Source organism: Litchfieldia salsa, from assembly GCF_900104555.1.
GTDB classification, from domain to species: domain Bacteria; phylum Bacillota; class Bacilli; order Bacillales; family Bacillaceae_L; genus Litchfieldia; species Litchfieldia salsa.
In genome coordinates, this window is record NZ_FNJU01000001.1 from 265585 (window position 1) to 280933 (window position 15349).

Consider the following 15349-nt stretch of genomic DNA (forward strand, 5'->3'; position numbering starts at 1 on the left):
TCATCAGCTAAAAATTCTCTTTATCTATATATAGTATAAATTCCACTTCAACATTCAACAAAACATATGCTTCCATCTATCTTCTCCAGAGTGTTCTCACTTAAACATTTATAGCATATCACGAACTAAAATTTACCATTTTCTCTTTTTATTCGTTTTTTCAAAATAAAGGGTTCCAATTATCGTCTATTTCCGATATAATCACTTTCATACACAAACTATATAACAACTCGTATAATCTTGGGAATATGGCCCATAAGTTTCTACCAAGTTACCGCAAATGACTTGACTACGAGTGATACACTGACATTTGTATTGGACCATATTTTTGTGGACCAAAGAATACTTGGGCATCTTATAAATGGAACCCGAATGTCAAGGCATCACTTTTAGTCAAAAAGTGGCCTTGATGTTCGGGTTTTTTGTATGTTTTAGTATCTCCGCACACACTTTATATACAAATTTAAGGAGGCAATAAATTGGAACAATTAAAAAATGCCATTATTGAAAGAGGATCTGTTGTTTCTGATGGAGTCCTAAAGGTTGATACCTTTCTGAACCATCAAATCGATACGAACCTCATGATTCATATAGGAAAGGAATTCGCCAATCGATTCAAAGAATCGAAGATCACAAAAATCTTAACAATTGAGACATCTGGTATTGCACCAAGCTTTATGGCAGCAAACGATTTAGACGTTCCTCTTGTGTTTGCTCGGAAAAAGAAATCGTTAACGATGAACAATGATGTTTTCACAAGTAGTGTTTATTCATTTACAAAACAAGAAACGACCGAAATAGCAGTCTCTAAGAACTTTTTACAGGAAAATGATCAAGTGCTTATTATTGATGATTTCCTTGCAAATGGACAAGCGGCTCTTGGATTAGCAGCTATTGTTGAACAAGCAGGTGCTACAGTAGCTGGAATTGGGATTGTCATTGAGAAGTCGTTCCAAAATGGAAGAAGCTTACTTGAAGAAGCAGGATACCGAGTAGAATCACTGGCACGTATTGAATCATTAAAAAATGGAAAAGTCACCTTTTTGGCGGATAAAACCGTACAAACTATCTAATTGGGGGAAGACAACATGAATAAAACGGTAAACTATCCTTGGTATAAAAAAGAAGATACTGACGCATTTTTTGCATTGTTTCAAAACAACCTAGCAAACTTCGTCCTAATAGCAGTGACTATGCTTGGTATGGGCTTTCCAACTAGTATCGTGTTTGGAAAAGTAATTCCTGGTGCTGCAGTAGCAGTTATGGTGGGTAATCTCTATTATGCCTATATGGCAAATCGCCTTGCTCAAAAAGAAGGTCGTACAGATGTGACCGCACTTTCTTATGGAATTAGTACACCGGTTATGTTCGTGTTCTTATTCGGAGTTTTAGCACCAGCAAAGGCTCTAACAAATGACCCTGAGCTAGCTTGGAAAATTGCTGTTGGTGCTGCATTCTTGAGTGGTCTGATTGAAACACTTGTTAGCTTCACAGGAAACTGGGTTCGTAACCACCTTCCTCGTGCAGCCATGCTTGGTGCTCTTGCTGGGGTAGCAATAACATTTATTGCTGGGGAAATGTTATTTAATACATTCTCAATTCCAGTTGTTGGACTTGTATCTCTTATCATTATTATTGTTGGTGTTGTTGGAAAAATGGCGATGCCTTTTAAAATCCCTACTTCCTTATTTGCAGTGCTAATTGGTACGATTTTAGCATTTGTGCTTGGTTATCAGTCACCTGAAAAAATCTCAGAAGGTCTTGCTAATGTTGGATTTTATCCTATTTTACCAAGCCTTGCAGCTTTTGAAGGGATGACCTATTTATTCGGTTCATTAATTGGACTTCTTGCTGTTATATTACCTATCACGATCTACAATGCGATTGAAACGATGAACAATGTCGATGCAATGGCAGCCGTTGGTGATTCTTATGATGTTCGTGAAAGTCAGGCAGTTGATGGTGTTGGAACAATGATCGGAGCTGTTTTCGGTGGTTTATTCCCAACAACTGTTTATATTGCAACAGTTGGGTCAAAAGCAATGGGCGCTGGTCGTGGATATAGCATTTTAAATGCGATTGTATTTGGAATTGCCGCTATGACTGGTGTCATTGCAGCATTCTCTGCAATCATTCCGTTAGCTGCTGTTGCACCGATCCTTGTATTTGTTGGAATGTCGATGGTGGTTACAGCATTCCAAAACAATGAAACGAAGTACTTCCCTGCAGTCGGTATCGCAATGCTTCCTTATTTCGCAAACTATGTAATGACACGTTTTAACAATGCTGCTGGAGAAGTCGTTGAGAAGATCTCTGGTGGAATTGTACCACTTGGCCAAGGGGCAATGTTTACTGCCATTATTTTAGGAGCCATTACAGTAGCGATCATTGATAAAGAGTTTGTAAAAGCGAGTATCTTCTCATTAGTCGGTGCATTCCTCTCATTTGTCGGGTTTATGCATGCACCAAAATTAGCATTTAACGCAGCACAAGACTTTTCAATCGCTTACTGTTTAGTAGCTGTATTTTTAGGATATTGTGCATATCAACAAGCAAAAATCTCTCAAAAAGAGAATAAGGATATTCAAAGAAATTTATCAAAAGTTTCATAAGAAAAGAGAGTCAGCTAATAATGGCTGACTCTCTATTTCTATTATACTACCTCTACCTCATTCAATACGTTCGTTTTAAATTTACTTCTCCGCTGAACATAAATTAATCTAGCCGTTAATCCGATTCCTGCGGCAAGTAACCCGGCTGTTAAACCAATCCAGTATCCTGGTGCACCAATCGATGTATGGTTAGCCAATAGATACCCTACTGGTAAGCAGATCAACCAATAGGCAATCAATGTCATAATAAATGCGAGATTCACATCTTTATATCCTCTTAATGCAGCAAGTGCGGTCGCCTGAATGGCATCCGAGATTTGAAAGAATAACGCATAGATCAAGAAATGTGCCGTTAATGTGATAACCGCTTCTTCATTTGAATAAAAACCTGCCACCTGATACCGAAATATCACGACTAATAGTCCTGTAACTAATGCAATCAAAATTGATAAATTAATTCCAATCCAGCTATAAGAGCGTGCATCCTTATACCTTTTTGCTCCGACTTCATACCCAACCAACACAGTTAGTGCCATTGAAATACTAATTGGAATCATATATAAAAACGAAACAATATTTAATGCAGACTGGTAAGCTGCAATGGTCGTGATATTAAATCGACTGATTAAAATCGTCACAACCGCAAACATACTTGTTTCAAAGAATATAGAAAGCCCCATTGGTACCCCAATTTTCAAGATTTCCAGACATTTGCTAAATGAAAACTCTTTAATACTAGCTAATGTAATAAACGTCGAAAAGGGTTGCTGTGTTTTGATCACAAATGCAGTTAATAGAGCAATCATCCAATAAGTAATCGCAGTCGCATAGCCAGCCCCGGCCCCACCTAATTCAGGAAAGCCCCAATGACCAAAGATCAGCACATAATTTAAAAAGAAATTAAGTGGCAATGCCGCTAACAGGATTACCATCACCACACGCGTTTTTCCTAATGCATAGAAAAAGGATCTTAGTACATTGAATATAAATAGTGGAATGATTCCAAAACTTAGTCCAACCAAATAATCATGTGCCGTTTCTTGTACACTTGGTGGTAAATCCATGATGGTGAGAATGGGATTAAGCAAGAAGGTCCCAAGCAGGATGACTGTAACTCCAATCATCAACGCTAGATAGATTCCATTTGCAACAATGGATGAAACTTCCCGTTCCTTTTTCTCACCAAAATATTGAGCCACAATGGGGGAAACCGCAAGCAGGATTCCACTTAAGCCTGTGAAAATTGGATTCCAGATTGAAGAACCAATCGCAACACCCGCTAAATCAGATGGGTTATATTTACCTGACATGATCGTATTAAAAAAGACCATTGAGAACATACCAAGCTGGGTAATAAGAATCGGAATTAATAAGATAAAAATCTGCTTAACCTTTTCCTTCATTGTAAAAGTTTGATTCATAAGTGAAGACTCCCTGGAAGTTTTATAGAGTAATAGCAAACCTATTATAAACGATAATTACATTTTTTATAAAACACCTACCCTAAACGTTTATTAACTATTTCAAAATAGTGGTTGATTTCCACTCCAGGTGCGATCTTTCCTTGGTGCAGGGATGCACCTCTCGTCGCTAAGCTCCTGCGGGGTCTCATCTGTCCTGCACATCCCGCAGGAGTCTCGCACCCTCCGTTCCAATCAACTAGTAGTTTCATTTAGTATAGTAAATCTTCCAAAAAACACACTTTTCGGCCTCATAAAAATAAACTTAACCCTATTTTCTAGGGTTAAGTTTATTCATATACCTTACTTATAAAACACTTTATCAATATTGTACTTTGATTGAAGTTCGTTAATGATATATGTTTCGTAAATTTCTCGGTCCATCGGGTCTTCTACATAACTAATATCGATTCGATATACTTCGTCTCTGTATTTTTTCATTGGTGATACGTTGTCTTCAAAATGCTTTTTAATTCTTTGTCTTAACTTACGTGCTTTTCCAACGAATAAAAGCTCGTCATTTATGTTAAAGAACATGAAGATTCCACCTTTATCTCTTGGAATCTGATGGAAATCAATGAAGCCGTATATATCTTTAATTTCTGGCTCATTTTCTCTTCGAATTTGTTCTCTTTGAGTAATGCTAAGATCTGTGTTTGGAATGTCAATTTTAATCAAATGGTTCACGTCCTTTATTGTATAGTGTTTAATCGTATCATAAGAGTAACAAAAAAGCTATTACACCTTTCCAAGTAATGCTCCAGCTACATCATAATGACTAAGGTCAATCTCAAGCTCTTCACCTAAAACAAGATTTGCTAACTCCCTACCTAAGTATGGACCAACTGTTAATCCAGAAGCACCTAATCCGTTAGCGACAACTATTCCTGAATAGCCTGGCAACGGCCCAATCACAGGTAGAAATCCTGGTGTAAACGGTCTGAAACCAACTCGTGTCTCAAGGATCGTACTATTCGCTAATTCTGGTGCGACCGAGAGAGCTTTATCCAACACTTCATGAATTCCACCAGCAGTTACTCTATGATCAAATCCGGTATCATTTTCATGGGTAGCTCCAATCACCACTCGTCCATCTTCAAAGGTCAATATATATTGATCACTTGGTGGCATGACTACTGGCCATTTCTCTGTATCATATTCCTGTACATGAAGGTGGATAATCTGCGCTTTTTGAAACGATACTTGAAATTGAACACCTAGTGGATCTAAGACTTCATTCGCCCATGCACCTGCTGTCACAATCACCTGATTTGCCTCAACGCTCTTTTCATCAATCTTTACACCTGTTATTTTCTTATCATTAAACAATAACGAAGCATTGCCTTTCACTACGTTTACCCCGTATTTACCTGCTGCATGAATTAATGCATTCCTCAGGGCTCTTCCATTTACCCGTGCAGCTCCACTAATATGTACAGATCCAAACTCCTCAGATAATACTGGAAAAAGGGCCTTCGTTTCCTTTGGTGATAATCTCGTGATTTCGCCAATTTCAGGAGCATCTTCACGCCGTTTATAAGCACGTTCTTCCATTTTATCTAGCTTACTATCATCATGATGTAAACTGATCGCACCTACTTTTTTATAGCCTGTTTCAACTTCACCATCTTGTTCTAGTTGGGTAATGAGTGTACCGTAATATTTTGCCCCATTTTTCGCTAAATTGTACCATGCTTTATTTCTCCGTTGAGAAAGCCAAGGGCAAACAATTCCCGCTGCTGCATCTGTTGCTTGTCCTAGGTCCTCTCGGTCGACAAGGGTCACATGAACCCCTGTTTTTGAAAGATGGTAAGCTGTTGAGGCACCTAATATTCCTGCTCCAATAATAATGACTGATTTCATGTTAACAAACACCTTTTCAAACTGATTTTAACTAACTGCCTCATTCGAACTAAATTGGCTATAATAAAGGTCTGCATAAAAGCCTTTTTGTTCAAGAAGTTCGTGATGGGTTCCTTTTTCAATAATATCTCCTTCATTCATCACTAAGATTAGATCGGCATCTCGAATGGTTGATAGGCGATGTGCAATGACGAAGCTTGTGCGGCCTTTCATAAGAACATTCATCGCTTTTTGGATATTCATCTCTGTTCTAGTATCAACACTACTTGTTGCTTCATCCAAAATCAAGATTTTCGGATCTGCTAAAATCGCTCTTGCGATGGTGATTAATTGTCGTTGACCTTGAGAAATATTCGTTGCATCTTCACCAAGCACAGTGTCATATCCTTCAGGCAATGTTCTTATAAAATCATCAGCATACGCACTTTTCGCGGCTGACATGATTTCTTTTTCAGATGCTCCCTCACGTCCATAAGCGATATTATCTCGAATCGCCCCATTGAAAAGCCATGTATCTTGAAGCACCATAGCAAACATTGATCTTGCTTGTTCACGTGTTAAATCATTTAAATCTACCCCATCAATGATAATACGACCACTATCTAACTGGTAAAACCTCATTAATAAGTTGATAATTGTCGACTTTCCAGCACCCGTAGGGCCTACGATGGCAACTGTTTGTCCTTCAGTGACTTCCAAACTTAAGTCTTTTATAACAGGTGTTCCTTGCTCATAGCCAAAGCGAACATGTTCAAATGTAAGGTTGCCTTTAAGCTTTTCTAGATCAACCTGTCTTTCCTGTTCTAGCTCTTGTTCTTCTTCATCCAATAATACAAAAATACGCTCTGCTGATGCCATTGCTGCTTGAATCATATTTGCAATACCTGCAGCTTGGGCCATTGGCTGTGACAACTGCTGGGAATATTGAATAAAGGCTTGAACATCCCCAATTCTTATACTTCCATTTAACACAAGCAGTCCACCTGCAATACTCACAAACACATAGCTTAAATTACCGACAAATGTCATCATTGGCATCATCATACCAGAAATAAACTGTGCCCTCCAACCAGAATGATAAAGTCGGTCATTAATCTCATCAAATTCCTTGATTGCTTCCTCTTCATGTCCAAACGCTTTGACAACTTGATGTCCAGTAAACATCTCTTCAATATGTCCATTAATGTGACCAAGTTCATTTTGCTGGGTAACAAAGTGTTTTTGTGAAAATGAAGTAAAAACACGTATGACAACTCCACTTAAGGGAATCGAAATTAATGCTACTAACGTTAACCATGGACTAATCACTAACATCATGATGATGATCCCAATAATTGAAATAAAAGAAGTAATTAATTGAGAAAGTGCCTGCTGCAATGAATTATTAATATTATCGATATCATTTACTGCCCTACTCAAAATATCACCATGTGGATGCTGATCAAAATACTTTAGTGGTAATCTTGTTAACTTTTCATTTACCTCTTGCCTAATTTTTGCACTTGTTCGTTGTGATACGCTTGCCATAATGTATTGCTGAATAAAAGCAAACAGTGCTGAAAGTAGATAAAGACTAATTAAAAGCATCAGAATTTGTCCGATAAAATCAAAATCCACTCCGACTTTAGCAGTGAAACTCGCAAACAATGAAGTTGTTGCATCTCCTAATAATTTAGGGCTTATCACATTAAATAAAGTGGAAAAAATCGCTGCAATCATAACAAAGGTTAGTTTAATCTTTTGTGGTTTCAAATAAGCAAGCAAACGTCGGAACGTTTTCTTAAACTCTTTTGGTTTTTCGACTGGACCAAAACTAGGTCCACCTTTTTTTGGAGTTGGAGTAGTTGAAGAACCAATTCCTTTTTTCACCTGTTTTTTCATGCGCTCTCCTCCTCTGTTTGTTGAGAAGAAACAATTTCTTGATAAATTCTATTATCACGAAGCAATTCCTGATGTTTACCAATACCAGCTATTTTTCCTTCATTTAGGACGATAATTTGATCAGCATCAATCACTGTATTCACTCGCTGTGCCACAAGAATTATCGTTGCTTCTTCTGTTTCATTTTTTAGCGCATGCCTTAGCTTTGCATCGGTTTTATAGTCTAAGGCAGAAAAACTATCATCAAAAATATAAATCTCAGGCTTTCTGACAAGTGCTCGTGCAATTGATAATCTTTGCTTTTGTCCACCTGATAAATTTGCACCTGCTTGTTCGATGATTGTATGAACTCCATCTTCTTTACTATTAACGAAGTCTATTGCCTGTGCTGTTTCAAGTGCCTGTTTGATCTCTAATTCTGTTGCATCCTTTTTACCATAACGGATATTTTCAGCAATCGTTCCACTAAATAAAGATGCTTTTTGAGGAACATAGCCAATCACTTCTCTTAATTTTTGTTGCGTAAGCTTTTTTATATCCACACCATTAACTAAGATAATTCCACTTTCGATATCATAAAACCTAGGAATTAACTTTACTAGAGTTGATTTACCTGAGCCAGTACTTCCAATAATCGCTGTCGTTTGTCCAGGTTTGGCTTGAAAACTAATATGTTCTAATGCTGGACGTTCCGCACCTACATAACGAAAGGTGACATCTCTAAATTCAACATACCCATGATCCTGGACTTGTTCTGAATGTTCAGGGTCCACGATATCAGGTTGTAGCATCAATAGTTCATTGATTCTTTTGGCAGAAGCTTGGGCACGCGGAATCATAATGAATCCCATTGAAAGCATGATAAGAGACATTAAAATCATCATTGCATATTGCAAAAATGCCATTAAGTTCCCTACTTGCATTAATCCTTGGTCGATCCGAATTGCTCCAAACCAAATAATTGCTATATTCGTGAAGTTCATCATAATCATCAGAATTGGGAAAAGGGAAGCCATGATTTTATTTACTTTAATACCTGTATCCCTGAAATCCTCATTTGCAGTATTAAATCGCTTTTTCTCATAATCAACGCGATTGAATGCTCTAACAACTCGAATTCCTATTAACCCTTCGCGTAATAATAAATTTAACCGATCTGTTTTCTTTTGTAGGGATACAAATAAAGGAATAGCCTTTCGTGTAACGAAAACAATTAACCCTGCCAAGACTGGTAAGGCCCCAAGAAAGATGAGAGAAAGAGTCGAATCACGTGATACCGCTAAAATAACTCCCCCGACCAACATTAAAGGTGCTCTTGTCATCATTCGGAGCATCATATTTATGACATCCTGAACTTGTTTGATATCGTTAGTTGTTCGTGTAATTAAGGAGGAAGGACCTATTTTATCAAACGCTTGTAGTGAAAAGTTCTCTACATTAATAAATAATTTCCTCCTAATATCTCTCCCAAATCCTAGTGCAACTTTTGAAGCAAAATAGGAAACTGCAACAGTAAGTAGTACAGCAAAAATAGCACTGACAATCATCAAGCCACCAGTTCTTAGAATAAAAGGAATATCCTGATTTACAATCCCTATATCAACAACATCTGCCATCAAGGTCGGCAAAAAAAGCTCCAACATGCTCCCCGCTAGTGTAAAAACAATAACAAAAAAGATTTGCAAACCATAAGATTTTAAGTGTTTCATCAAATCCAGCATTAATCAATCACTTCCTGAAATTTAGTTAAGTTAGTGAACCATTTATCATGTTATCTATTTTTTCATTTTATATAGAAGAAAGTCAAATTCTAGTAATCAGAAAAAGAAAATTATGTTTACCACTAACCAAAATCGGCTAAATATTAGTAAATAGTATATAGAAGGAGCGATTAGATGGGATTTCATAAAACGATTAAAAAGCTTGAACATACACAAACAATGAAACCAGACAAAGTTTTAACAATGTATTTAAATACAGATTTAAGTGATCAGGATCAGCAGGGTGGCGAATGGGAGATTGCACTCAAGAACGGCTTTAACCGGCTCGAGGAATACTTAGATGTAAGCTCTAAAGAAGAACTAAAAAAATTGAAACAGCTACGAAAAAAAATTGATGATTATGTTTATAGCTTAAAACGAAGTCTGCCTCGTAGTATCGTTGTGTTTGCTTCTGTTGATGATGCTCTTTGGGAGACCTTTGAACTTCACGTCCCAGTTGAAACGTTTTTCTACTGGGAAGAGAAACCGATGCTAGATCAATTAAAAGCTCTACACGCGAAGCACCCTTTAACTGCTTTAGTATTAATGCAACAAAATCAAGTGAAAATTATCGAAACTAGCTTCGGTGCGATTCATGGATCCAAAATGTATGAATTTGATTTAGATAATGAAGACTGGAGAATTCACTCAGGTCCACATCCTACAGGACCTAGCAATGGGACGCAAATCACACAGCATGATCATTATGACCAACGTGTTAAAGTGCATCAACAAAGATGGTGGAAAAGCTTTGGAAGCAAATTAGATCAGAAAGCAGCTAAACAGCAGTGGGAGAGAATTATCCTTATTGGGGATAAAGAAGAATCTGATGTTCTTGAAGACGTGATGAACAAAAAAGTAGATGCTAAGATCCATAAGAACTTATTAAATGAGAATGAACATAAGGTACTAAAAGAGTTAGTAGGTTAACATCTTGTTCATATAAGGCAAAGCAAATTTCGATTGATTTTGCTTTGCTCTTTTTTATCCTTTCTCTTTGTTTGTTAAGCAACAAAGTGGACTAAATGATCGTTCAATAGGTATACTATTGATGAAAAATGAAGGAGGAAATAACATGCTTATTGAAATGTGGACAGACTTTGCTTGACCATTTTGCTATATCGGCAAAAAGCGTCTGGAAGATGCTATCAAACAAATTAATCACCCGATTGAAGTTGTATATAAGAGCTTTGAGCTAGACCCTACATCAGATCGAGACATTCCATATAATATTTATGAGGCTCTTGCTAAAAAGTATGGAATGAGCATTGAACAAGCAAAAAGTAATTGTAACAATATGGTTCAGATGGCAAAAGGAGTGGGAGTAGAATTCAACTTTGATACTCAAATTCTAACGAATACATTTGATGCACATCGCCTAACCATGTTTGCTAAAACGCAAGGACTTATGCACGAAATGACAGAACGTATTTTACGTGCTTACTATACAGAATCAAAGCATATTGGAGATCACTCAACATTAATTGAGTTAGCAGTTGAAGTTGGGCTAAATCGTGAAGAAGTTACGAAGATGCTTGCTAGTACTAGCATGAGTAATGAGGTTCGGGCTGATGAGCAGGAAGCTTCGGAATACGGTATTAGAAGTATCCCATTTTTCCTCGTTAACAAAAAATATGCAATATCAGGTGCTCAAGCAACAGAGGTTTTTGTGGAATCAATGAATTCAATCATTGATCAAGATGGTCTATCTAAGGAACTAACTGAAGATGGTCAAGCTTGTGATGAAGATGGATGCGAGATACCGAAAAGATAAGAAAAGCGCAAGCGCCTTGCTCAGCCTCAGGCAGGCATAAGGCGAAGCACGTAGGAAATCTTGTTTTCCGTAGTGATTCGACTTATGACCCCGAGGGGCTAGGCGCTGAAGCTAGACACCAACACCGGGGCAGTAAAAACAGACATCAATAAACAGTCCAATGTAAAAGTTGGACTGTTTTTTAATTATATTCCTCATTATGTTCCAACGAGAGTGGTAATTGAATCGTGAAAGTAGTCCCTTGGTTGACAACACTTTCTACCGAAATGAATCCTTTATGGTTATTTTTAATGATATTCTCTGTCATCATAATCCCCAATCCAGTCCCAGTTTGCTTTGTTGAATGAAAAGGAGTACCTAATTTCTTTAGTTCCTCTTCTGTCATTCCCTTCCCACTATCTTGAATGATTAGATTGAGAAAATTATTGCGCTTGCTAATTTTTATAAGAATGTGTCCGCCATTTTCAATTGCTTCCGTCCCGTTTTTTAATAGATTAATAATAACCTGTTTAATTTGGTGTGGTATACAATAGAAAAGAATATTCTCCTCTTCAAACTGAGTGATCATCTCAACATTATTTAAGGTAGCCTGTGGTTGCATCAAAAATACTACCTGTTCAATCAATTCCACAATATTACAATGAAGATATTGCTCTTGTTGAGGTTTTGAAAAGACAAGTAAGTCTTTAATGATAGATTCAATTCGATCGAATTCTGAATCTAAAATAGAGAGATATTCTTTGTTAATTGTAGGGTTATCAGCAATTAATTGTAAGAACCCTTTTATAGAGGTCAAAGGATTTCGTATTTCATGAGCAATACCAGCAGCTATTTTACCAACCGACGATAATTTCTCCGATTGTAAAAGTAGTTCCTCTGTCTTCATTTTTTCTGTCATATCTCGAAAAGTAATAACAGTCCCAGCATATGTACCATTTTCATACATTGGATTGATCGTATATTCGACTGGAAAGCTAGTTCCATCTTTTTTCCAAAAGATATCATCTTCAACAAAAAGCTTATTTCCATTATTTAATGCATGATAAACAGGGCATTGAGTAAGTGGCACATGCTCCCCATTCTTATTGGTATGGTGTGTTAAATCATGAAGATTCTGTGTTTCGAAGTCTTGTTGAGTAAACCCTGTTAGCTCTTCTGCCGATTTGTTCCAAAAGATCACATTCGCATTAAGGTCAATCCCATAGATTCCTTCTGCAACTGAATCAAGGATTAATTGATTAATATGATTTGCTCTTTGCAACTCAAGGGTAATATCTTTTAGATTTTCATTCATGTCTGCTATTCCTTTATCTTTAATTTAATTAAGATTAATATTATTTTGAAGATAATTCCATTATTACAGTGGAATAATACCTTCTAACATTTTTTCTTAGATCAGACTATATCAAGTAAAAAGTAGCCCAATTTTATATGAATTGGGCTGCTTTTTAGTTTGGAGTGAAGATTGTAACAATAATCCTTCCACCAGATATTCGCGGTCTATTGATTCTTCGTTGTACCAGGAATGATACACCCTTCTGGACCACAATCAACTTGGGATTCTTCCGCTCGTTCCTTTTCTAACTGTTTCTGTTGCCATTCTATATCAATAGTGGGAGCAAACTTTTCTGGAAAACGGATATACCAGCGCTGCTTCCGAATTAAGAAATTATCGGTATCAAGTTGGAGTGCCTGATCCAGTTCATTTAGTGCTTCCTCTATTTTCCCACTCTTTGCATACTCCATCCCAAGCCTAAACTTTGTTTCAGAAAGTTGTTTTTCAATACTAATGACTTTTGTTTTTGGTGAATAATACTCATCATCTAATAGGACTTGTTCCACTTTGCCCTCGATTAAGTTCTTTAAGGCATGAATATGATCATTATTTGTCACATGAAAGCCTTGTTTTAACAGGCGGATGGTGCCTTCCTTATCAATGAAGATTCCATTAGGAACAATTTTGAATCCAAAAAAGTTAGCCAATTCATTTTCTGAATCAACAACAGTTGTAAAAGATGTGCCCTCTGTATAAGGTTTACATACCTCAGGTCCTTGTATATCCACTGAAACAGATAGCAATTCAAAATCTTGGTCCTTGTATTCATTGTAAAAATCCTGCCAACCTGGCAGTTGTTCTCGACAACGTCACCAAGACGCCCACATAAAGATCAATGTGTTTTTTCCTTCAAAATCACTGATAGATACAGGATTACCATTTAAATCTGGAAGTGTAATGTTCTTCATTTTGGTTAATAACATACAAAAACCTCCTTTTGTTTAATTGTACAATGGTTTCATGAGAATTCAACTAATCCGATTTCTTATGATCGTTAGGAGAGTTTCCCCTTCTTCATAGCATATATTTTTCGGTAAAGTCCATTCATCATGATTTCTTCATCTTTTATGATTTCTAATTGTATCTCAACATTTCGATATAAATCATAAAAGTCCAAACCGATATCGGTTCCTAGCCATTTTATGATAGGTCTAAGTACTTTTTGCTTAAGGGTGCTTTGTTTATTCTTCGGAATAAATTTATCAAAAACAATTAATGAACCATTCTGCTTTAAAACTCTCACACCCTCATTTAGCGCCTTGATCGGATCTGGCACAACACTGACTACTAAGCTAGCAACAACGAAATCAAATGATTGATCATTAAACTCTAGCTGTTGAGCGTCCATTTTATAAAAAGTAACAGACTTATTTTCAAATTTCCTCTTTGCTACATTTAACATTTCTGTTGAAAAATCAATTGCTGTGATTTCATAGCCTTTATTTATAAAATAAGGAAGATCTGCCCCTGTTCCTACACCTATAAAAAGGATTCTACTCCCCTTTTCTATGGGTAAATCTTCAAATACCTTTTGCCTCGCTTTTAAAAACATACCAGAATTAAAGATTCTCTCATAAACCGGTGCCCAGCATTTATAAATCCATTGATTCCAACTATTTTTCATCCTCAGGTCCCCTATGATATGGTATTATAATTTATATATATATATCTCCTAGCGGTGTAGGCTCTTAATCTTTCCAAATTCAGTTTCATAGAGTTTTTCAAAAATCTCAATTCCCTGAAAAAATGAATGTTTGCAGTTTCCATCATCATCTACGCTCCACGAGGTTGCTAATACCGAGTGACAATATCCCCATAATAATAGTCGTTCTTTGTTCAGGTTTAGTTTCTCTGTAAAAATGTCAACTCTTCTCTTTATTATACTAAATGCCCCTGTCTCAGGGAGTTGATTTAACATAAATTGAATGAAGTCATACTCGATTTCACCAATTAACCCTTTTGGGTCAATCGCAGTCCATTTTCTGTCACCAGAAGAGATGATATTGTCATGATGTAAGTCTCCATGAAGAAGCAATTCATGTTCTTTTGTATGATTTAAATAAACAAATACATTTAATGCTTGTTCTAATACTTGAACAGGAATTGGCCCAAGCCCGTCCGGATTCTTTATCACAATCTGACGAAGACTTTCTTCCCTTGTACAAGTAGTTGGAAAATTAGCTGATTCTGATGGTATAACCAAATTGCTGATTACCTCCGCAGCGATTTCACATGCTTTCTCTTCATCGTTAATGTCTGCCAATGATTTTCCTGGGGATAGCTTTTCAAGAATGAGGATTCCATTGTCTTCATCTGAATCAAGCAGTTTGACAATCTTATTCTGCCCCAGTAGCCGTAATGCCTCTTTTTCTTGAAGAAACTCTTTTCCTGGGATACAAATCTTAACAACTACCTCTCTTCCATCCGCCATAACGGCAGGAGCAACATAGTTAACAGAAAGAGAATAAGGTTCTTCCATTTTTAGTGACCATTTCTCTTCACAAAATTTTATGATGGTTGGTAATTTCTGTAGCCAAACCTCTCCTTGTTCTTTGAAGTATAAACGAACTGAATGAACAAACCGTTTTTGTAGGTTCATAGGGTTTCTCCTTTTTTAGCTGTTCTATATCTATTTATAGTTCCATATCCCCTAATTTTAGTCA

The 15349-nt window shown here is 36.8% G+C and carries 14 protein-coding genes and 1 riboswitch; of the genes, 4 read left to right on the forward strand and 10 right to left on the reverse strand.

What is annotated here, in order from left to right:
* Positions 1 to 210 precede the first annotated feature (210 nt).
* A riboswitch (purine riboswitch) is annotated at positions 211 to 312 on the forward strand.
* 167 nt (positions 313 to 479) lie between these two features.
* A complete protein-coding gene (locus BLQ56_RS01225) occupies positions 480 to 1073 on the forward strand; it encodes a xanthine phosphoribosyltransferase (protein WP_090849312.1) in 594 nt (197 codons plus the stop codon).
* 15 nt (positions 1074 to 1088) lie between these two features.
* Entirely contained in the window at positions 1089 to 2612 is a 1524-nt protein-coding gene (locus BLQ56_RS01230) for an NCS2 family permease (RefSeq protein WP_090849313.1), read from the forward strand.
* A 41-nt stretch (positions 2613 to 2653) separates the two neighbouring features.
* Here the strand turns inward: BLQ56_RS01230 and BLQ56_RS01235 are convergent, their stop codons facing one another.
* From BLQ56_RS01235 to BLQ56_RS01255, 5 genes are all read right to left on the reverse strand, one after another.
* Entirely contained in the window at positions 2654 to 4033 is a 1380-nt protein-coding gene (locus BLQ56_RS01235; RefSeq protein WP_090849314.1) for an MATE family efflux transporter, read from the reverse strand.
* Positions 4034 to 4375: 342 nt separating this feature from the next.
* Positions 4376 to 4750: a nucleotide excision repair endonuclease gene (locus tag BLQ56_RS01240; RefSeq protein ID WP_090849315.1), complete on the reverse strand. Its 375-nt coding sequence runs from the start codon at positions 4748 to 4750 to the stop codon at positions 4376 to 4378.
* A 60-nt stretch (positions 4751 to 4810) separates the two neighbouring features.
* Positions 4811 to 5935: an NAD(P)/FAD-dependent oxidoreductase gene (locus BLQ56_RS01245; protein WP_090849316.1), complete on the reverse strand. Its 1125-nt coding sequence runs from the start codon at positions 5933 to 5935 to the stop codon at positions 4811 to 4813.
* A gap of 27 nt (positions 5936 to 5962) precedes the next feature.
* Entirely contained in the window at positions 5963 to 7816 is a 1854-nt protein-coding gene (locus tag BLQ56_RS01250) for an ABC transporter ATP-binding protein (protein WP_090849317.1), read from the reverse strand.
* Complete coding sequence (locus tag BLQ56_RS01255) at positions 7813 to 9537, reverse strand: ABC transporter ATP-binding protein (RefSeq protein ID WP_090849318.1); 1725 nt, start codon at positions 9535 to 9537, stop codon at positions 7813 to 7815. Before BLQ56_RS01255 ends, BLQ56_RS01250 begins: the two co-directional genes overlap by 4 nt.
* A 174-nt stretch (positions 9538 to 9711) precedes the next feature.
* Here BLQ56_RS01255 and BLQ56_RS01260 point away from each other — a divergent pair, with 174 nt between their 5' ends.
* Both BLQ56_RS01260 and BLQ56_RS01265 read left to right on the forward strand, forming a co-directional pair.
* Positions 9712 to 10506, forward strand: coding sequence for a VLRF1 family aeRF1-type release factor (locus BLQ56_RS01260; protein ID WP_090849319.1), 795 nt, complete (start codon positions 9712 to 9714; stop codon positions 10504 to 10506).
* A gap of 190 nt (positions 10507 to 10696) precedes the next feature.
* Positions 10697 to 11350, forward strand: a complete 654-nt coding sequence (locus tag BLQ56_RS01265; RefSeq protein ID WP_274380197.1) for a DsbA family oxidoreductase — start codon at positions 10697 to 10699, stop codon at positions 11348 to 11350.
* 181 nt (positions 11351 to 11531) lie between these two features.
* Here BLQ56_RS01265 and BLQ56_RS01270 read toward each other — a convergent pair whose 3' ends face one another.
* The 5 genes from BLQ56_RS01270 to BLQ56_RS01285 form a co-directional block, all read right to left on the reverse strand.
* Entirely contained in the window at positions 11532 to 12644 is a 1113-nt protein-coding gene (locus tag BLQ56_RS01270; RefSeq protein ID WP_090849321.1) for an ATP-binding protein, read from the reverse strand.
* A 206-nt stretch (positions 12645 to 12850) separates the two neighbouring features.
* A complete protein-coding gene (locus BLQ56_RS01275; protein ID WP_090849322.1) occupies positions 12851 to 13480 on the reverse strand; it encodes a thioredoxin domain-containing protein in 630 nt (209 codons plus the stop codon).
* Between the two features lie 15 nt (positions 13481 to 13495).
* On the reverse strand, positions 13496 to 13609 hold the full coding sequence (locus BLQ56_RS24185; protein ID WP_139163053.1) for a peroxiredoxin family protein: 114 nt from the start codon (positions 13607 to 13609) through the stop codon (positions 13496 to 13498).
* A 71-nt stretch (positions 13610 to 13680) separates the two neighbouring features.
* Entirely contained in the window at positions 13681 to 14310 is a 630-nt protein-coding gene (locus BLQ56_RS01280; RefSeq protein WP_090849323.1) for a class I SAM-dependent methyltransferase, read from the reverse strand.
* A 48-nt stretch (positions 14311 to 14358) separates the two neighbouring features.
* Positions 14359 to 15285, reverse strand: a complete 927-nt coding sequence (locus BLQ56_RS01285; protein WP_090849324.1) for an aminoglycoside phosphotransferase family protein — start codon at positions 15283 to 15285, stop codon at positions 14359 to 14361.
* Positions 15286 to 15349 lie beyond the last annotated feature (64 nt).

What these genes read in the sequence shown, in the direction of transcription:
- BLQ56_RS01230 (WP_090849313.1), top strand. Translation starts at nt 1,089, where the DNA reads ATGAATAAAACGGTAAACTATCCTTGGTATAAAAAAGAAGATACTGAC.
- BLQ56_RS01235 (WP_090849314.1), bottom strand. Translation starts at nt 4,033, where the DNA reads ATGAATCAAACTTTTACAATGAAGGAAAAGGTTAAGCAGATTTTTATC.
- BLQ56_RS01245 (WP_090849316.1), bottom strand. Translation starts at nt 5,935, where the DNA reads ATGAAATCAGTCATTATTATTGGAGCAGGAATATTAGGTGCCTCAACA.
- BLQ56_RS01250 (WP_090849317.1), bottom strand. Translation starts at nt 7,816, where the DNA reads ATGAAAAAACAGGTGAAAAAAGGAATTGGTTCTTCAACTACTCCAACT.
- BLQ56_RS01255 (WP_090849318.1), bottom strand. Translation starts at nt 9,537, where the DNA reads ATGCTGGATTTGATGAAACACTTAAAATCTTATGGTTTGCAAATCTTT.
- BLQ56_RS01260 (WP_090849319.1), top strand. Translation starts at nt 9,712, where the DNA reads ATGGGATTTCATAAAACGATTAAAAAGCTTGAACATACACAAACAATG.
- BLQ56_RS01270 (WP_090849321.1), bottom strand. Translation starts at nt 12,644, where the DNA reads ATGAATGAAAATCTAAAAGATATTACCCTTGAGTTGCAAAGAGCAAAT.
- BLQ56_RS24185 (WP_139163053.1), bottom strand. Translation starts at nt 13,609, where the DNA reads ATGTTATTAACCAAAATGAAGAACATTACACTTCCAGATTTAAATGGT.
- BLQ56_RS01280 (WP_090849323.1), bottom strand. Translation starts at nt 14,310, where the DNA reads ATGAAAAATAGTTGGAATCAATGGATTTATAAATGCTGGGCACCGGTT.
- BLQ56_RS01285 (WP_090849324.1), bottom strand. Translation starts at nt 15,285, where the DNA reads ATGAACCTACAAAAACGGTTTGTTCATTCAGTTCGTTTATACTTCAAA.